The following is a 19,920-nucleotide window of genomic DNA, read 5'->3' as shown; positions in this document are numbered from 1 at the left end:
ATTATACTCTGTGTTGTTTCAGTGCCTGCAGGATGCGCGAGCAGGCTTGTCCATCGCCATACGGATTGTGCGCGCGACTCATCCTCTGCCAGGCTTCCTCGTCCTGCAGCAGCAGGCTGACTTCTTCGACAATCCGGTTGATATCGGTACCGACCAGTTTTACTGTGCCCGCATCCACCGCTTCCGGACGCTCAGTCGTATCACGCATGACCAGAACAGGTTTGCCCAACGATGGCGCTTCTTCCTGAATACCACCGGAATCGGTGAGGATCAGCCAGGAACGGTTCATCAGCCAGACAAAAGGTAGATACTCCTGTGGCTCAATCAAAATGATATTGTCGATACCACTCAGGATACGATTTACCGGCTCGCTGACGTTGGGATTGAGGTGCACCGGATAGACGATTTGCGCCTGCGGATGCTGACGTGCAATCTGCGCCAGCGCGCTGCAAATGCGTTCAAAACCGCCGCCAAAGCTTTCACGACGATGGCCGGTGACCAGAATCAGTTTTTTATCCGCATCAAGGAACGGATAACGTGCTGCAAGACGTGCATTCAGATCGCCATCATCCAGCACCCGATCGCGCACCCATAGCAGCGCATCAATCACCGTATTGCCGGTAACAACGATACAGTCATCCGGCAAATTTTCACGCAGCAGATTCTGCCGCGAACTCTCGGTTGGGGTGAAATGGTAGCTCGCCAGATGACCGGTTAAGGTGCGGTTAGCCTCTTCCGGCCAGGGCGACATCAGGTTGCCGGTGCGCAATCCTGCTTCGACGTGCCCCACCGGAATCTGATGATAAAAAGCGGCTAAGCTAGCAGCAAAAGTGGTGGTGGTATCACCGTGCACCAGCACCACATCGGGCTGAAAATCGGCGAGCACCGTTTTCATCCCCTGCAAAATGCGGCTGGTGATCTCCGTCAGCCCCTGTTCCGGGCGCATGATATTGAGATCGTAATCGGGCTGCAGCTTGAACAGCCGCAGCACCTGATCGAGCATTTCACGATGCTGCGCGGTCACGCACAAGCGCGATTCAAACGCCGGGTCCTGCGCCAGTGCCTGCACCAGCGGGGCCATTTTTATCGCCTCAGGACGCGTGCCAAATACGGTCAGAACTTTCACGTGGCTTCTCTTAATGGCTCGTTGGTGACGTCGGACGAGGACGGCGCACCAGCGCCACACCTGCACCCACCAGCGCGCCAATGACGCCCCACATGATCATCATAAACATTCGGCGCGGACTGTCGCGCGACACCGGCTCTTCAGGCGTGCGCAGATAGCGGTAAGTCTGGAAGGGCTTATCCAACTGCGCGCCTGCCTGCAACGTGCCCAGCATCGCTCTGTTCTGATCATAGCTCAAATCGTAAGCGGGCCCGCTGGCTTGCAATGTATCGAGCTGAGCCTGCAGCATTTGCTGCCCGAGCAGGAAGCGATCGCTGTCAGGCAGCGCTTCGCCAATAGCCGGTGCACGGTTTTCTTTGATGCCCTGCTGACTAGCGACCTTTAAGGCCTGTTCAATACGTTGACGCTGGCGATCAAACACCGCCTGTGCCACTTCCTGCTGGCGATGAACCTGTGCCTGCAGCTGCGCGCTGCGCGCCTGCCATGCACCCTTCAACTCCGCATTCAAATGGCGCGCCGCGCGTTCGCTGGCATAGGCGATATATTGACGCAGCAGGTTATTTGCATCGCCGGCGGTTTCAGCAATCAGCTTAATGTTATCCAGCGTGTTATGCGCCGTTTCCGCAGGCGTGAACTGAATATTAGTAATCAAATCATCCAGCAGCGCGGCATCGTTGTGCGCGTTGCCACTTTTGCGACTTTTGAAGTAATCGGTCTGCTGCCAGAAATCACGGCGCGTGTCCCAGGAGGCCAACTGCATAGTGAACTCCTGATAGACCTCATCCATCACCGTTGGGGCGGGCGTGTTGAGATTGAGCGTGTTGTTACGCACATCGAGATTATTGAGGAATTGCTGCTGCACGAAGAAGTCACCCAGCATGTTAACCGTTGGACGATCGGTAACGGCGGTAGTGCTCCAGGCTTGTTTCATCAGCATCGAGGCGAGCCATGCCAATAAGGCAAACAGCAGCGCAAAGCCGATGATCCAGCGCTTGCCGCGCCACAGCGTGCAGCCAAGGCCGCGCACATCCAGTTCGTTCTCCACAACGACAGAGGTCATAACAAAAGTCCTTATCGGGGTACTAATCGGGGTAATTTATTTTTTATCTTCGCCACTGCTTTGCCAGCGGCGTTTAATACGACGGATTTTGCGCGCCACACGCCAGGCATGTTTAAGGCAATAGCCGTAAAGGAAAAAGGCCATCAGGAACAGCACCAGCATCACCCACTCGGGGATGAAGGCAAGGTATTCGCCCAGCACACCAATACCGGCCAACAGCGCTGCAGCCACGGTAATCAGCACAAAGGCCTGACGCGAAGTGAAACCGGCACGCATGATCAAATGGTGAATGTGCTGGCGGTCAGCTGAAAACGGACTCATCCCCTTACGCAGGCGGCGATACATAATTGCCACCATGTCCATCAGCGGAATGGCGATCAGCCACAGTGCCGTGACCGGCGTAATCGGATGGCTCAAACCCTGGGTGGTTTCCAGCAGGATCCAGATAATGGTGAAGCCAATCATGGTGCTGCCTGCATCGCCCATAAACACTTTATAGCGGCGGCCAATCAGACCCAGATTGAGCAAAATATAGGGGATGGTGGCGGCGATCATGGCGAAACACCACATCGCAAGACTGGTTTGCCCGTCGAAAAAGAGGATGATGCCCATGGCGGCAAAGGTCACACTGGCCAGCCCACCCAGTAAGCCATCAATGCCATCCACCATGTTAAAGGCGTTAATGGCCGCCCAAACGGCGAACAGTGTAAGTACATAGCCAAATGGTCCAACAACCAATTCCACCGGACCAATGATAAATCCGAGGCTCAGCAGATACAGTTTTGAGCCGACCATCATCACGATGGCCACCGCCGCTTGTACTAATGCGCGGATTTTAACGCTGATATCGAACCGATCGTCCAGTGCACCCACCAGCACCAGCACCCCTGCGCAACTTAAATAGAGTGCCGCATGGGGTAAATAATAATCTGAAATAGAGAAAGCAAAGCAAATCCCCGCATAAACGGAGATCCCACCCACTAACGGAATGGCGCCATGGTGTCGTTTTCTTGAATTAGGTGTGTCTACCAGCCCAATTTTTTTAGCGGCTTTACGGGCAAAAAATAGGAACACTAAAGTAAACAGAAAAACAAAACCAAGCTCAGTACTCATAGTGAGTAAATTCACGTTAACGCTCTCAGCTAAAATCATCGACAACAATAAGCAAGATTCTTGCCATTGCCGTATATCCTTTGTCCGAATTCTGCCTGAGAAAAGTCTGATTGCTGAAAAAACCAGCACCTTTCTGGCACAATCATTATATTTCTTCCTGACTGGGCTAATCCTAATGCCCATAAATGAAAAACGCCACGTTAAGACGTGGCGTTAGCAATAAATCCTGGCAAATTGTGCGACCGAATCGCTTCGCTTAGCGATCCAATATCGCCAACTTACGAACGCTTCATCATATCGAAGAATTCGTCGTTGGTTTTGGTCATCGCCAGCTTATTGATGAGGAACTCCATCGCGTCAATTTCACCCATTGGATGGATGATTTTGCGCAGGATCCACATTTTCTGCAGCTCTTCCTGCGTGGTGAGGAGTTCTTCTTTACGGGTACCGGAGCGGTTGTAATCAATCGCCGGGAAGACACGTTTTTCAGCAATTTTACGCGACAGGTGCAGTTCCATGTTACCTGTACCTTTAAATTCTTCGTAAATCACTTCGTCCATCTTCGAACCGGTATCAACCAGCGCAGTCGCGATGATGGTCAGGCTGCCGCCCTCTTCCACGTTACGTGCTGCACCGAAGAAACGCTTCGGACGATGCAGGGCGTTGGCGTCCACACCACCGGTCAATACTTTACCGGAAGCCGGTACCACGGTGTTGTAAGCACGCGCCAGACGGGTGATGGAGTCAAGCAGGATAATAACGTCTTTCTTGTGCTCGACCAGGCGCTTAGCCTTCTCGATCACCATCTCAGCGACCTGAACGTGGCGTGAAGCCGGTTCGTCGAAGGTGGATGCGATGACTTCGCCTTTCACCAGACGCTGCATCTCGGTCACTTCTTCCGGACGCTCGTCAATCAGCAGCACCATCAGCACGCAATCCGGATAGTTGTACGCAATGCTCTGTGCGATGTTCTGCAGCAGCATAGTTTTACCGGCTTTCGGTGGCGCCACGATCAGACCACGCTGACCGCGACCGATCGGCGATGCCAGATCCAGTACGCGAGCGGTCAAATCTTCGGTTGAGCCATTACCGCGCTCCATACGCAGACGATTGTTTGCGTGCAGTGGCGTGAGGTTTTCGAACAGAATCTTATTACGCGCGTTTTCCGGCTTGTCGTAGTTAACTTCGTTAACTTTCAACAGCGCAAAGTAACGTTCACCCTCTTTTGGCGGGCGAATTTTACCAGAAATGGTGTCACCAGTGCGGAGGTTGAAGCGGCGGATTTGGCTGGGAGAAACGTAGATATCATCGGGACCGGCGAGGTAGGAGCTGTCTCCAGAGCGGAGGAAACCAAATCCGTCCTGCAATATCTCCAGCACACCATCACCAAAGATGTCTTCGCCACTTTTCGCATGCTGTTTAAGGATAGAGAAAATAATATCCTGTTTACGCATACGTGCCTGGTTTTCCAGACCCATATTTTCGCCGAGGGTAATCAGCTCAGAAACCGGCGTGTTCTTTAATTCGGTAAGATTCATAGTGAGGGTTCTTAAACTCGGGGTAATTCTCGAAATGATTGTCGTGGGTGGTATGGCAAAAATTCCATGCCGTTAATGGCTCTTTTTCAACTCTGCTCGACGATTATCGTCTGATGTGGCGATAGGAAACGAAGAGATGGTCGAAAGGTGATGCCGAATGTGCTAGTCATCAGATTGCCAAACCACGATAACGTTCAATGCGAGCAGGGTCTGACAAGGGAAAACTTTAGATGCAAACTACAAGGTAAGTGCGTAATGCAGTGAGGTCAACTTAACACGCCTGAAGGGAGACGTCCAGCAGTGGCGAAAAAATTCACCACTGCGGAACAACACCGCGCCGGGCTTAGGCCAGGTTAGCGTTCAGGAACTCTTTCAGCTGGCCTTTAGACAAGGCGCCTACTTTGGTCGCAGCCACTTCACCGTTCTTGAACAGCAGCAGTGTCGGGATACCACGAATGCCATATTTAGGCGCAGTGCCCGGGTTGTCATCAATGTTCAACTTGGCGATGGTAAGCTTACCGTCGTACTCTTCTGCGACTTCGTCGAGAATTGGGGCGATCATTTTGCAAGGACCACACCATTCAGCCCAGAAATCTACCAGAGTGACACCGTCGGCTTTCAGCACGTCAGTGTCGAAACTGTCATCGGTCAAGTGAACGATTTTATCGCTGCTCATGTTTAACTCCAAAGATTGTGCCTGGCGAATTGGCGTAAAATATACCAACGTAGGTTGACTTTATTTCATCGGATACGCTTTCGTAAAGCGCTAGTAAGCTGATATTCTACCACACTATGAGCAAAACACACTTAACTGAACAGAAGTTTTCCGACTTCGCCCTGCACCCACAGGTGGTTGAAGCCCTTGATACCAAAGGCTTTTCTAACTGCACGCCTATTCAGGCGTTGGCACTGCCTTTTGCGCTTTCAGGGCGTGATGTTGCGGGTCAGGCGCAAACCGGTACCGGCAAAACGATGGCGTTCCTGACGTCAACGTTTCATCATCTTCTTTCTCATCCAGCCGCTGAAGGCCGCCAGATTAATCAGCCACGTGCGCTGATCATGGCCCCGACGCGTGAACTTGCTGTGCAGATCCATGCCGATGCAGAGCCACTGTCGAAAGTCACGGGTCTGAAACTGGGTCTGGCTTATGGCGGTGACGGCTACGACAAACAGCTGAAAGTGTTGGCCGATGGCGTCGATATCCTGGTGGGCACCACCGGTCGCCTCATCGACTATGCGAAACAAAATCACATCAACCTCGGCGCCATTCAGGTCGTGGTTCTGGATGAAGCCGATCGCATGTTCGATCTTGGCTTTATTAAAGATATCCGTTGGTTGTTCCGCCGCATGCCGCCGGCCACCCAGCGTCTGAGCATGTTGTTCTCGGCGACCCTCTCTTACCGCGTACGTGAACTGGCGTTCGAACATATGAACAACGCTGAATACGTGGAAGTGGAACCGGAGCAGAAAACCGGCCACCGCATCAAAGAAGAACTTTTCTACCCTTCGAATGAAGAGAAGATGCGTCTGCTGCAAACCTTGATCGAAGAAGAGTGGCCCGACCGCGCCATCATCTTCGCCAACACCAAACACCGCTGTGAAGATATCTGGGGCCATCTGGCCGCGGACGGTCACCGTGTAGGTCTGCTGACGGGCGATGTGGCACAGAAAAAACGTCTGCGTATTCTGGATGACTTCACCAAAGGTGATGTGGATATTCTGGTCGCGACTGACGTTGCGGCGCGAGGTCTGCACATTCCTGCAGTGACCCACGTGTTCAACTACGATCTGCCTGACGACCGTGAAGACTACGTGCATCGCATCGGTCGTACCGGCCGCGCGGGTGCCAGCGGACACTCCATCAGCCTGGCGTGCGAAGAGTACGCACTGAACCTGCCAGCGATTGAAGAGTACATTGGTCACGGTATTCCGGTGAGTAAGTACAGCAGTGAAGCACTGATGAGTGAGCTGCCTCCGCCGAAACGTCTGCAGCGCAGCCGTTCTGGAAACGGCCCACGCCGTGGCGGGAACAACAGCAACCGTCGTAGCGGCGCGCCGCGCAATAACAACCGTAAACGTTCGAGTTAAGCACACCATGCTGAGCGCATCGTCACTTTATGCTGCGATTGATTTAGGCTCTAACAGCTTTCATATGTTGGTGGTGCGCGAAGTGTCCGGCAGTATTCAGACCATTGCGCGTATAAAGCGTAAGGTACGTCTGGCAGCCGGTCTGGACAAAGCCAATCACCTCTCCGCCGAGGCGATGCAGCGTGGCTGGCAATGTCTGAAACTCTTCTCTGAACAGCTGCAAGATATTCCCCCCGAGCAAATCCGCGTAGTCGCCACGGCTACGCTGCGTATTGCTGAAAATGCCCAGGACTTCCTGACTCACGCCGAAGAAATTCTTGGCTGCCCGGTGAATGTCATCAGCGGCGAGGAAGAAGCACGCCTTATTTATCAAGGTGTTGCCCACACTACCGGAGGCTCTGATCAGCGCCTGGTGGTGGATATCGGCGGCGGCAGCACCGAGCTGGTCACCGGCGAGGGTTCGCACGCAACCACGTTGTTTAGTTTGTCGATGGGCTGCGTCACCTGGCTGGAACGCTACTTTGGCGATCGTCACCTGGCGAAAGAGAATTTCGAGCAGGCTGAATTAGCGGCCCGTGACATGATTCGTCCGGTCGCGGCGGCACTGCGCGAAAAAGGCTGGCAGATCTGCGTCGGTGCTTCTGGCACCGTGCAGGCACTGCAGGAAATTATGGTTGCGCAGGGCATGGATGAACGCATCACCCTGAGCAAGCTGCAGCAGCTAAAACAGCGTGCGATTCAGTGCGGCAAGCTGGAAGAGCTGGAAATCGAAGGATTGACACTCGAGCGCGCGCTGGTATTCCCCAGCGGCCTGTCGATTCTGATCGCTATCTTCCATGAACTAAGCATCGACAGCATGACGCTGGCCGGTGGCGCACTGCGTGAGGGGTTGGTGTACGGCATGCTGCATCTGCCGATTGACCGCGACATTCGTAGCCGCACGTTGCAAAACGTCCAGCGCCGCTTCTCTATCGATGTGGAGCAGGCAAGCCGCGTGCGTCAGCTGGCTGAAAGCTTTTTCCGCCAGGTGAGCACTGTCTGGAAGCTGGATAACCGATGTCGCGATCTGCTGCTGAGCGCCTGTTCAATTCACGAAATAGGCCTGAGCGTCGATTTCCGCCAGGCACCCCAGCACGCCGCTTACCTGATTCGCCATCTCGATCTTCCTGGTTTTACGCCCGCACAGAAAAAAATGCTCGCCTGCCTGCTGCAGAATCAGAGTGGCAGTATCGATCTCGCTTTACTGACGCAGCAGAACGCTGTGCCACCACGTATGGCGGAACGCTTAAGCCGTTTACTGCGTCTGGCGATTATTTTCTCCAGCCGTCGTCGCGATGACACGCTGCCTGCGGTTCGTTTACAGGCGGATGATGATGCGCTGCACCTGACACTCCCTGCTGGCTGGCTGGATGCACATCCGCTGCGTGCCGAGTTGCTGGAACAAGAGAGTCATTACCAGTCTTATGTGCACTGGTTGCTGACTATCTCTTAATCAAACCTGCTGCGCTTGCTGATGCTGCGTTGAAAAGCTCCCGTCAAATGCTCATTGACGGCATGTGAACTCCGCTTTGCCGGGAGCTTTTCGTCTTGCCTCCGCTACGCTCGCAACGGTTATCGCTACAGGCCTGGCCTGAACGAACGGCGGGGGATTTACCCCTTCTTCGCATTCTCCAGCATCGCACGTAAGCCCGCGACGCGCGTCTGCCCGGTTTTCACCCGCTCCTCGGCGCTGATCACCTTTTTCTCGCGCTCCCACACCACATCATCCTGCGGCAACTCCATCAGGAAGCGGCTCGGTTCCGGACGCACCAGTTCGCCATACTGACGACGTTTACGGCACAGGGTAAAGGTCAGCTCTTTTTGCGCGCGGGTAATGCCCACATAGGCCAGACGGCGTTCCTCTTCGATGTTGTTCTCATCAATGCTGCTCTGATGCGGTAACAACCCCTCTTCCATACCGACCAGATAAACATACGGGAACTCCAACCCTTTGGAGGCGTGCAAGGTCATCAATTGCACCTGATCGCTCTCCTCATCGCTCTCGCCGCGTTCCATCATGTCGCGCAGCGTAAAGCGCGTCACCACCTGCGCCAACGTCATCGGCTCATTGAGTTCGTCACCTTCCAGCATCTCGGTCATCCACTGGAACAGCGTGTTGACGTTTTTCATGCGCATTTCGGCGGCTTTGGGGCTTGGCGAGGTCTCAAACAACCAGCTTTCATAATCGACACCGCGAATCAGATCGCGTACCGCATTCACCGGTTCGCGTTCCGTCAGCTGGATAATCTCATTCAGCCATTGAGTAAAACGCTGCAGATGCTCCAGTCCGCGCCCGCTCAGCGTCTGTTCCAGCCCCATATCGAAGCTGGCATTGAACAGACTTTTATTGCGTAAGTTGGCCCATTCACCCAGCTTCTGCAGCGTGGCAGGCCCAATCTCACGGCGCGGCGTGTTAACGATACGCAGGAAAGCACTGTCGTCTTCCTGATTGGTCAGTACGCGCAGATAGGCCAGCAAATCTTTGATTTCCGGGCGCGAGAAAAACGAGGTGCCACCAGAGATGCGATAAGGAATACGGTTCTGCATCAGCTGCTTTTCAAAGACACGTGACTGATGGTTGCCGCGATAGAGAATTGCATAATCTTTATAGGCGGTTTTATTAACGAAGTGATGAGCAATCAACTCACCGGCGACCCTTTCGGCCTCATGATCTTCATTGTTGGCACTCAGCACCTTCAGCTCGCTGCCCTCACCCAGCTCGGAGAACAGGCGCTTCTCAAACACATGCGGATTATTGGCAATCAGGATGTTAGCTGACTTCAAAATGCGCTGGGTTGAGCGATAGTTCTGCTCCAGTTTCACCACTTCCAGCGTCGGAAAGTCCTCTTTCAGCAACACCAGGTTTTGCGGTCGTGCGCCACGCCAGGAGTAAATTGACTGGTCATCATCACCGACCACGGTGAAACGCGCCCGCGCGCCCACCAGCAGTTTCACCAGCTCATACTGGCTGGTGTTGGTATCCTGATACTCATCAACTAATAAATAGCGAATACGCTGCTGCCAGCGCTCGCGCACTTCCTGATTGCGTTGCAGCAACAGCGTCGGCAGCGCAATCAAATCGTCGAAATCCAGTACGTTGCAGGATTTCAGATGCTGGTCGTACAGCTGATAGCAGTGGGCAAAAATCTGGTCGCGCTGGGATTTGGCCAGGCCAGCCGCACCCTGCGGATCGACCAGATCATTCTTCCAGTTGGAAATGGTGGAGATCAGCTGCTGCAACAGCGTTTTGTCTTCCTCCAGCCACTGTTTAGTAAGGTCTTTCAACAGCGCCAGCTGATCTTGATCGTCGAACAGCGAGAAGCTCGCTTTCATTCCTAACGCTTTGTATTCACGTTTGATGATCTCCAGTCCCAACGTATGGAAGGTGGAGATCATCAGGCCGCGCGCCTCTTTGCGCCCGAGGGTTTGCGCGACACGCTCCTTCATCTCACGCGAGGCTTTATTGGTGAAGGTGACGGCCGCGATATGGCGCGCCTGATAGCCACACTCGCGGATCAGATGGGCGATTTTATTGGTGATGACGCGGGTCTTACCCGAGCCTGCACCGGCCAGCACCAGGCAGGGACCGGTGACAAATTCGACAGCACGTTGTTGGCCGGGGTTTAAACGCATAACGGAATATCACTCAACTAATGAAAAGGAGATCCCCTGACGATTTCGCATGGCAGGAATATGGACAGGTGAGCGACTCCCGGAAACTGACTCAATCAGTCACCGTATCAAGCATACGCAGCCAACGCACCTGCAATTTGAAGTAGGACGGGGATATAATGCGCCGAACATTATACATACATACAGAGACACCAACATGGCGAAAACCGCGGCAGCTTTGCACATCCTCGTCAAGGATGAAGCGCAGGCCAAATCCCTGCTGGCCCAACTGGAAAAGGGCGCAAACTTCCAGCAGCTGGCAAAAAAACACTCCACCTGTCCATCGGGACGTAACGGCGGCGATCTGGGTGAATTCCGTAAAGGCCAGATGGTGCCCACCTTTGATAAGGCGGTGTTCTCCTGCCCGCTATTGCAACCTTACGGGCCGGTGAAAACCGCCTTTGGTTATCACATCATCAAAGTTCTGTGGCGCAACTGATCACTTTTTACTTTTCATCTGCTGCAACACGTTGCTGCACTGGTTGGCATCTGTATCACTGGGTGAAATCAGTGCCAGCAGTGCGGCGGCCGGCGCCACCACTGCGCCCAGCGCCACCGCAGCAGCGCCACGTGCGATCAGCGGCCCGGCTTTCACTCCCGCATCCGGATTTTTGAAGGTGCCACGCACATACAGTGGCGATCGCAAGGTGATGATACGAATGCCTTTGCTCTCTGGATTAATGGATAAGTCCAGCCTTTCATTGGCAAAGTTAACGTTGCCGGTGACATTAATCACCGCATTCTCCGTATCCAGCACAAACACTTTCGGCGTGGCGAGACCCTGACGGATATTGAGATCGGTGGCGGCACAGTTGATGCGCACCTCATCATCGCCAAACAGTTTGCCGACCACATAGTTACCGACATTCAGGCCGGCAATTTCCATCAGACTACGGCTGATCAATCCGTCATTCATCAGCAGTTTCAGCTCGCCGTTGCTGGTCCCCAGAATATCCGCCACCGAGTTGCCGGTACCGCTCAGGCTGGCATCGCCGTTTAACTGACCCAGGCTACGCTGCATCGCCGTGACATTCGGGAACAGCTGACGCAGTTGCAGCTTACGCGCATGCAAATCCGCGCGACCGCGCATCGGGCTTTTATCCCCTTCCAGATGAATGGTGGAGTTGATACTACCGCCCGCCATGCCGAAGCGCAGCGGATCGAGCAGCAGGTCACCGTTTTTCAACTGCAGATGGGTATAAAGGTCGCTAAGCGGCAGCTTGCTGCTGTGTTCGATGCGTTTTCCGCTGAATTTCACATCCGCATCCATCACGTCCCAGCTTTTGGTATCAAACTTGTCATGTGGCAGCACGCGATCGGCCGGTTGAGTCGAAGCGTCACCACGCTGGGCTTTAGCCTGCTGGGTTTTCTCACTGCCCTTGCCCGAATTTACGCCAATCAGCGGGCCTAAATCCGCCATGCGCAACTGGTTCGAGGTTAATTCTCCGGTCAACGTTGGGCGCGGTTTCACCTGGTGATAAGCCAGCGAGCCGTGAATATCGCTATCGCCAATATGCCCATTGAAGTTTTCGTAACGGAACAGCGGCCCTTTCTCTTCATTGAAGCGCGCGATCAAATGGCCGTCAGTTTCGTACGGCGGCGTATCAGGCAGCAGCACGCCGGTTAAACCGTACAGATTCGCCAGCGTATCGCCAGCAAAGCGCAGACGCACATCCAGCCCGCCGAGATTTAAAGGATCCTGCAACGTCCCGTCAACGCGCACGCGCGTCGTGCCGTTGCGCAAATCAACTTGCAGTGGGAACGGTGTGGTTTTGCTGCGCAACGAGAGCATGCCGCCGATCTTGCCGTCGCCAGTCAGTTTCTGATCGTTGTATGTCCCCTCCGCCTGCCAGCCAAAGACAAAATCGCCCGCGCCTTTCTGCTGGTCGTTACCGCCCGCTACCTGCGCGTAAGGCACCGGTTTGCCCAGTGGATTAAGGGTGACGGTCACATCGGCTTTATTGATGGCATCGCGATAACGAATCTGGCCTTTATCGAACAGGATATTATCGAGGCGGAAAGACCAGGCAGAAGGCGGCGCATTGGCATCGCTGTTCTCGCTGCTGGCTAAGTTGAAGGTCCAGTTATTCTTTTTATCCGCCGTCTGCACCAGCCGCGCATCGGGCTGCTGCATTTTAATCCACGGCAAAAAAACCTGTTTATGCAGGAGCGCCAGCGGCGCAAGCGTAGCTTCAACGCGCTGCAAATGCACCATGGTGACATCGGGAATATTCGGCGGATTGCCCAGCATAATGTCATCAGCATGCACCTGCGGCCACGGCACCCAACTGCGCCAACCGGGTTCTTCGCGATTGCGCACCCAGGCAACACCCAGATCGCCCCGAATGGCGAAAGGCCGGTTTAACTCAGTGGAGACTTTTTGGTTGATGGTTGGCTTCAGGCGGTTCCAGTCAAACGTGGCGATAATCACCACCACCACCACAACCAACAACAATAAAATCCCGAAAACCCAACTCAGGACTTTTCCCGTACGTGACATTCTGCTTCCTCCTTGCCCTCAACGTCTCACATAACTGTAGTCGAGACGTTGCGGATCGGGATCAGGGAAGCTCGAGCGCCAGGGATTCCAGCGTGCTGAAGGGAACAGGCCGCGAGAAGAAATAGCCTTGTGCCGCCATTGCAGGTGAATTGCGTACCTGCTGCCACTCCTCTTCGGTCTCCACGCCTTCAACAATAACGCCGTTGCAATAGCGATTGATCAACGCCAGTAGCATGGAGAACAGCGAGCGGCCTTCATCGGTAGAGCGCAGCAGCATGAACAGTTCGCGCGACAGTTTAATGTAGTCATAGCGCAGCTCAGTCAGCGCAGAGAAGTTTGCCATGCCGGATCCAAAGTCATCGAGCCACAGCGGGCCCAGTTCAGGCATCTTCGCCACCATCTCTTCCTGCGGCAATGCGTGGTGCTCCGTGAGTTCAAATCGCACCCAGGGGAGTTGCGTAATCAACTGGCGGATATCGTCATGCTGCTCAATGGCTAACAGCGTCGGACCATCAATATTCACCGAGGCCACCAGCTGACGCTGACTGAAAAAGTGTGACCACTGTAATAACAGCTCAAGCTGTTCCTCGACGACATCAAGGCGCTGCGCGATAGTCAGCGCATCAAAATAGGTTTCGGGCGACAACCTTTTCTCTGGTGCGGAGGGGTGTGTCACCGCAGTCAGTAATTCAATAGCCAGTAAACGGCCGGAGACCTGGTAAATCGGCTGGAAAGTATAGAATCGTTGGCACTGCTGCCAGAAGAAACGCGTTTCCTGTTGTTGCTCCAGTTCAATTGAAATAGGCAGCCGATGACTTAAATTGTTCATCACCATGGTTTTTTCCTGGTAGGTGGTGGGTGCCTGCAAATTGTTTCTCAGCGGCAAGTATCGGCGAGTAACACGATAACTTTATTGGTCTCAGCCACCTCACGAGCAGTTGAGTGTATCAGCGCGTTTCAGGCTTAATCGGCAAAACAAGCGGCGCTTTGTCCGTTAAATCGCCGTGGAAAGTGGGTGCAGGCACCTTAAGTTAAATTAAAACATCGTTTTAAAAACCATTGACAGCTGCCATACCAGACGCGAGACTCGAGGGCAGAATTCACTACAGGCCGAAGACCATGACGCAGAAGAACATTGCCATCATTGGCGAATGCATGATTGAGCTGTCCGAAAAAGGTGAGAACATCAAACGTGGTTTTGGCGGCGACACGCTAAACACGGCGGTTTATCTGGCACGCCAGTCAGATAGCCAGCAGTTGCGGGTGGACTATGTCACCGCGCTGGGCACCGACAGTTTCAGTGACCAGATGATCGCTGCCTGGCAGCAGGAGCAGGTTCACACCCAGCTCATTCAGCGCCTCGACAATAAAATGCCGGGCCTCTACTTCATTGAAACCGACGAACACGGCGAGCGCACCTTCTGGTATTGGCGCAATGATGCCGCTGCGCGCTTCTGGCTGGATGGCCCAGAGTCTGACGCGATTTGCGCCCAGTTGGCCCACTACGATTACCTCTATCTCAGCGGTATAAGCCTGGCGATTCTGCCAGCCACCAGCCGAGAGAAACTGATGGCACTGCTCAGCGCCTGTCGCCAAAACGGTGGCAAGGTCATTTTCGATAACAATTATCGTCCACGTCTGTGGGCAGACAAATCCAGCGCGCAACAGGCTTATGCCGAGATGCTGCATCACACCGATATCGCCTTCCTGACGCTGGATGATGAGCACCTGCTGTGGGGTGAACAGCCGCTGGACGCAGTGATTGCACGCACGCGCGAAGCCGGTGTGCAGGAAATTGCCATCAAACGCGGTGCCGATTCCTGTTTAGTGGCGATAGGCGATGAGCCGCTGCGTGAAGTGCCCGCCATCAAGCTGGCAAAAGAGAAGGTGATCGACACCACTGCCGCAGGCGACTCTTTCAGCGCCGGTTATCTGGCTGTACGTTTAGCCGGAGGGAGGGCAGTAGATGCGGCCGCGCGCGGTCATCTCACCGCCAGCACGGTGATCCAGCATCGCGGAGCCATTATCCCTTTAAGCGCTATGCCGCAATAACCCTCCCCTCAACATTTCCCAGCGGCGCTATTTCAGGCACGACGCGTGGCGCCGCTGGATATCCGTTGGCACGATGCATGGCGCCAGTCGTTCACTTTGCCGCTGTTGATTTGATAATCACGACTTACACAATGCACAGGATAATTTGCCTTAAATCCCGAGATTACACTGTGAATTTTAACTAACCTCGCCAGCGATCCATCTTTGGCTCATATCCGCCTACGCCAGTTTAGCAACCCTTACCATATCAATTTAAATTCAATAGATTACGGACAGAAATCGGGCCGCCAGGCATAGTCCGAAACTGCAGAAATGGTGGGTTTTCGGCTGGACGCCAGCGCGAAAACAGACCATGTTTTAATCAACAACAGCAGGACGCTGTTAATCCGGCCGCGAACAAAATAATGACAACACGACTCGCTCAGGACTGATTTATGCACACAGAAATCATTAATATCTGGCCACACGGTGATGCGCCAGGCGCGAGTGATTCGCGCGCTCAACCGCAAATTGTCGATCTCGCCAAAGAGTACGAACCTTATGACCGCGCCGCGACCGGCGTGCGTTGCCCTGAAATGGCAATCTGGCACCCGGAAACCTCCAACGGCATTACGCTGCTGGTGGCGCCCGGCGGCGGCTATCAGCGAGTGCTGATTGACCGTGAAGGCAGTGCCCTCGCCACGTTCTTCACATCGATGGGGTATACGCTGGCAGTGATGACTTATCGCCTGCCTTACGATGGCCATCACGAAGGTCCCGATGCCCCACTGGCCGATGCACAACGTGCGGTGCGCGTGTTGCGCGATCGTGCGCAGCGCGGCATGAACGGCAAATACATTGTGATGATGGGCTTCTCAGCGGGTGGGCACGTGGCTGCCAGCCTGGGGACGCGCTTTGGTGAGAAAATTTATCCAGTGCAGGATCAGGCCGACAGCTTCTCGCCACGTCCAGATGCCATGGTGCTACTCTACCCGGTGATCAGCATGCGCGACGGTCTGGCACACGAAAGCTCGCGCACTCGCCTGCTCGGCGCATGGCCGGATCAGAGGTTGATTGATGCGTATTCCATGGAAACGCGCGTACATGCGCAGACACCGCCCACGCTGCTGATTCACGCTAGCGATGATGACGCGGTTTCGGTAAACAACAGCATGGTGTTTTTCAGCGCCCTGCGTGAGCACAAGGTGCCGGTGGAAATTCACTTTTATCAGAAAGGCGGCCATGGATTTGGCATTCGCGGCGTCGCGGATCTGCCCCTCGCCAGTTGGCCGATGCTGGTCACCGAATGGCTACGCGCTAAGACATAATCCCCTTCATAATTTGAACCGCAGCGGCGCTGGCTGCACGCAGTCACCCCAGTCACCGGCTTAAGTCAGTGACTGGCGATGAACATACTTGCCGCCTTAATGCGGCTCAAATTATTTCAGGGATAATTCATGCCCTGAAACGCAGCGACGTGGCTGCATGGATGTGATGTTCAAAAGCGCCTCAAGGCACTTTTGTGCTGCTACTCAAATTTTTTTGGCGATCTCATATGCCATGAATCATAAGACTTTATGACTCGGCCATGAATGATAAATCCTGCGTCATGACGAGGGTTGAGCCGGGTCGGTCGCGCTCGCGCTGCCGTTACTTTCCGGTTTAGCTTCATCAGAAGCCGCCGGTGCCGCAGGCGCATCCGGTACCTTCATCACTTTATCCCAGTCGTCCTGCAGCATCTTCACGTTGGTCTCAGCTTCACCTTGGGGTTGAATCAGCACCATCGTCAGTTCCTGCGTCAGCTGCTGGCGCAATTCCTGATTCAGCTGGTCACGCGTCAACCCACTGAGAAAGGCCTGACGCAGCTTTTGATACTGCTCCGGCGCGATATCCACCACCGCATTTTGCTGCGAGCGCAGACGCTGCCCCATCAAGATATCGGTATCTGTGCGCGCATAGGTGGCGAACAGCTTATTCAGTTCCAGCAGCTTCTGCGCCATCAGCGCATCAAACTCATCCTGCGGTAACCCTTTATCACGTACTGCCGCCAGTTCTTTCGCCACCTGGTTCATGTTCTGCGCCAGCGATGCGTTCGGGCTGTCCATGTTGATGGAACACTGCGCACGCTGGTAAAGCACGCGGCAATCAAAGCCCACCTGCACGCTCTGTGCTTTGCTGTCCGCCAGAGCGCGTTGCACATGCCAGAACAGCGCTTCACGCGCCAAATCGCTCTGCCAATAGTGCTGTAAGTTCTGTGAGTCACGAATCGGTTGCCACGGCGTATCCCACACCAGAGACAGGCGATCCTGACTCATCCCGCCATTCACCAGGTTGACAGGCTGATGCGGTAAAGGAGAGAGCGTAGGCAGCGCTGCGGGCGCAACCCGTTTCCCCTTCAGCGCGGAGAAGGTTTTGTTGATTTGTTCTGCCATGCTGCGGCTGTCAACGTTGCCCACCACATACAGGGTCATGCCATCCGGCGTGTACCACTGCTGATAGAAGCTGTTGAGCTGTGCAATATCCACCGGCGCACGCGGCTGCTCGCCCGGATCGTGCGCCAGCATCGCTGAACCCTTCAGGCGATAGCGCCACCAGACATCCTGGGTATTTGGCGGCCAGGTGGCAATCGGATCGGTCGCGGTCAGCGCGGTTGATACCACCTGCTCATTGATGGTCATTTTCCCTGCGGTCGCCGCCAGCCAGTTCAGCGCTTCTTTCAGCAGCTCCGGGCGGTTGTTGGGCAAGCTCAGGTTGTATTGGGTGTAATCGTACGATGAGATCGCTGGCGGCAACGGGCGTTGCGGATCCATGGCTTGCTGCCACAGTGCACGCTGTTGATTGGTATCCAGCGCGGTGTTGTGCACCATTGCCAGACGCGGTATCAGATGGCTGAAACCGGTTTGCTGAGCGCTCTCCACCAGTGAACCGGTGTTAACAATCAGACGTAATTCAATACGATCGCTTGGACGTTGTGGCGTGGTGAGTAACTGCCAGCTAAAACCATTGTCCAGTTTGCCTTCCTGCCACGCGGGATCGGGCTGGAGTGTCTCGGCGTGCGCGCCAAAGCCGGATGCCGCAAGGATTAATCCGCCAACCAAAAGTCGAATTCTGGTGCCCTGCATGTGAACCCCTACATAAACAGATCAACGCTCGTTATCGCGACATGTACGGTCACATCTTTGGTGACCGGCGCGGCCCATAGCCGCCACGTTTAATGAAGAACAGACTCTTTGACCACAGGAAGGTCAGGATGTCGCGCAACGAGGTAAAAAATCGGGAAAAAAATCAATGGGGTTTATTATGCAAATGCCCGCTGTCAGGGCAAGCGACAGCGGGCATTTCTCGGGAAATTAACGCAAATAGACGATCAGACGCTGGTTTGTGAGGCGTTATTGACCTTTTTCGCTGAAGAAAGCGTCGCTTTCATCTGCTTCTCATCCAGCTGACCGACCCACTTCGCCACGACAACCGTCGCCACGCCGTTACCCACCAGGTTGGTCAATGCACGCGCTTCGGACATAAAGCGGTCGATACCCAGAATCAGCGCCAGACCCGCTACCGGCAAATGTCCGACTGCAGACAAGGTGGCCGCCAGCACGATAAAGCCACTGCCGGTCACGCCCGCTGCGCCTTTTGAGGAGAGCAGCAGCACCACTAACAACGTGATCTGGTGGAAGATATCCATGTGCGCATTGGTGGCCTGGGCAATGAATACCGCCGCCATGGTCAGGTAAATCGAGGTGCCATCAAGGTTAAAAGAGTATCCCGTTGGAATAACGAGACCCACCACCGATTTCTTACAACCCAGCTTCTCCATCTTATCCAGCATGCGCGGCAGCGCAGATTCAGATGAAGAGGTACCCAGCACGATCAGCAGCTCTTCTTTGATGTAGGCAACAAATTTGAAGATGTTGAAGCCGGCCCAGCGTGCAATCAAACCTAACACCACCACCACAAACAGCACGCAGGTGATGTAGAAGCAGATGATCAGCTGACCGAGTTGCACCAGTGAGCCCACGCCGTATTTACCAATGGTAAACGCCATGGCACCGAAGGCACCGATCGGCGCAAGGCGCATAATCATATTGATAACGCCGAAGATCACTTTGGAGAAGCTCTCAATGACGTTGAACATCACAGTACCGGCGTTACCCAGACGATGCAGGGCAAAACCAAACAGAATGGCGAACAGCAGCACTTGCAGGATATTACCGCTGGCAAAGGCACCGATCACGCTACCCGGGATAATATCAAGCAAGAAGGCAACAACACCCTGTTCTTGCGCCTGTTGGGCGTAAACCGCCACGGCTTTGGCATCCAAAGTCGCGGGATCAACGTTCATCCCCGCGCCCGGCTGCACCACATTAACCACGACCAGGCCAATAATCAGTGCGATGGTGCTGACAATTTCAAAGTAGAGCAGCGCAACTGCGCCAGTCCGTCCAACTGCTTTCATGCTCTCCATGCCGGCAATACCGGTCACCACCGTACAGAAAATCACGGGGGCGATGATCATCTTGATCAGCTTAACGAAACCATCGCCAAGCGGCTTCATTTGCGCGCCTAACTCAGGATAGTAGTGGCCTAACAGGACGCCGATGCCGATGGCAACCAGCACCTGGAAGTAGAGGCTTTTGAACAGTTTCATAACAGGTGTCCAGGTATAGACGGAATTCACCGCCATTATTATGGAGAACGCATGCGGCAAGCCGCCTGGAAGCGAAAAACCTTACCGATTGCGGGAAAATAACAC

Annotated in this window: 15 protein-coding genes; 5 read left to right on the top strand and 10 right to left on the bottom strand. The window is 54.3% G+C overall.

Going from position 1 to position 19,920, the window contains the following annotated elements; translation table 11 throughout:
- Position 1: 1 nt before the first annotated feature.
- The 5 genes from wecB to trxA all read right to left on the bottom strand — a co-directional run bounded on the left by wecB (position 2) and on the right by trxA (position 5,513).
- Entirely contained in the window at positions 2–1,126 is a 1,125-nt protein-coding gene (gene wecB / locus CRO33_RS13860) for a non-hydrolyzing UDP-N-acetylglucosamine 2-epimerase (protein WP_034827841.1), read from the bottom strand.
- Between the two features lie 10 nt (positions 1,127–1,136).
- The gene (wzzE, locus tag CRO33_RS13855; protein ID WP_097118508.1) at positions 1,137–2,186 is read right to left on the bottom strand and encodes an ECA polysaccharide chain length modulation protein; all 1,050 of its coding nucleotides are present in this window, start codon (positions 2,184–2,186) and stop codon (positions 1,137–1,139) included.
- Positions 2,187–2,222: 36 nt separating this feature from the next.
- Positions 2,223–3,299, bottom strand: a complete 1,077-nt coding sequence (gene wecA, locus CRO33_RS13850; RefSeq protein WP_097118545.1) for a UDP-N-acetylglucosamine--undecaprenyl-phosphate N-acetylglucosaminephosphotransferase — start codon at positions 3,297–3,299, stop codon at positions 2,223–2,225.
- Between the two features lie 278 nt (positions 3,300–3,577).
- On the bottom strand, positions 3,578–4,837 hold the full coding sequence (gene rho / locus CRO33_RS13845; protein ID WP_034827837.1) for a transcription termination factor Rho: 1,260 nt from the start codon (positions 4,835–4,837) through the stop codon (positions 3,578–3,580).
- A 343-nt stretch (positions 4,838–5,180) separates the two neighbouring features.
- On the bottom strand, positions 5,181–5,513 hold the full coding sequence (gene trxA, locus CRO33_RS13840; RefSeq protein ID WP_003851963.1) for a thioredoxin TrxA: 333 nt from the start codon (positions 5,511–5,513) through the stop codon (positions 5,181–5,183).
- Between the two features lie 116 nt (positions 5,514–5,629).
- Between trxA and rhlB the strand changes: the two genes are divergently transcribed.
- Positions 5,630–6,925, top strand: a complete 1,296-nt coding sequence (gene rhlB / locus CRO33_RS13835; RefSeq protein WP_038643814.1) for an ATP-dependent RNA helicase RhlB — start codon at positions 5,630–5,632, stop codon at positions 6,923–6,925.
- Positions 6,926–6,932: 7 nt separating this feature from the next.
- Positions 6,933–8,417: a guanosine-5'-triphosphate,3'-diphosphate diphosphatase gene (gene gppA, locus CRO33_RS13830; protein ID WP_097118507.1), complete on the top strand. Its 1,485-nt coding sequence runs from the start codon at positions 6,933–6,935 to the stop codon at positions 8,415–8,417.
- Positions 8,418–8,575: 158 nt separating this feature from the next.
- On the opposite strand, the gene rep is transcribed toward gppA, so the two are convergent.
- A complete protein-coding gene (gene rep / locus CRO33_RS13825; RefSeq protein WP_097118506.1) occupies positions 8,576–10,597 on the bottom strand; it encodes a DNA helicase Rep in 2,022 nt (673 codons plus the stop codon).
- Between the two features lie 196 nt (positions 10,598–10,793).
- On the opposite strand from rep, the gene ppiC reads away from it, so the two are divergent.
- Positions 10,794–11,075 carry a peptidylprolyl isomerase PpiC gene (gene ppiC / locus CRO33_RS13820; protein ID WP_097118505.1) on the top strand — a complete coding sequence of 94 codons (282 nt, stop codon included), beginning with the start codon at positions 10,794–10,796 and terminating at the stop codon, positions 11,073–11,075.
- Here the strand turns inward: ppiC and CRO33_RS13815 are convergent, their stop codons facing one another.
- Both CRO33_RS13815 and pdeH read right to left on the bottom strand, forming a co-directional pair.
- Entirely contained in the window at positions 11,076–13,136 is a 2,061-nt protein-coding gene (locus CRO33_RS13815; RefSeq protein WP_097118504.1) for an AsmA family protein, read from the bottom strand.
- A gap of 61 nt (positions 13,137–13,197) precedes the next feature.
- The gene (gene pdeH / locus CRO33_RS13810; protein ID WP_038643818.1) at positions 13,198–13,971 is read right to left on the bottom strand and encodes a cyclic-guanylate-specific phosphodiesterase; all 774 of its coding nucleotides are present in this window, start codon (positions 13,969–13,971) and stop codon (positions 13,198–13,200) included.
- Positions 13,972–14,255: 284 nt separating this feature from the next.
- Between pdeH and CRO33_RS13805 the strand changes: the two genes are divergently transcribed.
- Together CRO33_RS13805 and CRO33_RS13800 are read left to right on the top strand one after the other, a co-directional pair.
- Positions 14,256–15,188 (top strand): sugar kinase, encoded by a 933-nt coding sequence (locus tag CRO33_RS13805; RefSeq protein ID WP_097118503.1) that lies wholly within the window; start codon positions 14,256–14,258, stop codon positions 15,186–15,188.
- Positions 15,189–15,622: 434 nt separating this feature from the next.
- Complete coding sequence (locus tag CRO33_RS13800; RefSeq protein WP_034827823.1) at positions 15,623–16,495, top strand: alpha/beta hydrolase; 873 nt, start codon at positions 15,623–15,625, stop codon at positions 16,493–16,495.
- A gap of 279 nt (positions 16,496–16,774) precedes the next feature.
- Here CRO33_RS13800 and CRO33_RS13795 read toward each other — a convergent pair whose 3' ends face one another.
- Together CRO33_RS13795 and CRO33_RS13785 are read right to left on the bottom strand one after the other, a co-directional pair.
- Positions 16,775–18,289 carry a M16 family metallopeptidase gene (locus CRO33_RS13795; protein WP_097118502.1) on the bottom strand — a complete coding sequence of 505 codons (1,515 nt, stop codon included), beginning with the start codon at positions 18,287–18,289 and terminating at the stop codon, positions 16,775–16,777.
- Positions 18,290–18,534: 245 nt separating this feature from the next.
- Complete coding sequence (locus CRO33_RS13785; RefSeq protein ID WP_034827821.1) at positions 18,535–19,815, bottom strand: dicarboxylate/amino acid:cation symporter; 1,281 nt, start codon at positions 19,813–19,815, stop codon at positions 18,535–18,537.
- Positions 19,816–19,920: the final 105 nt, after the last annotated feature.

It is taken from the genome of Pantoea sp. GL120224-02, assembly GCF_900215395.1.
Taxonomy (GTDB): domain Bacteria; phylum Pseudomonadota; class Gammaproteobacteria; order Enterobacterales; family Enterobacteriaceae; genus Pantoea; species Pantoea communis.
The sequence above is the reverse complement of the archived record's forward strand: the minus strand, read 5'-3'. Positions and strand labels throughout refer to the sequence as shown.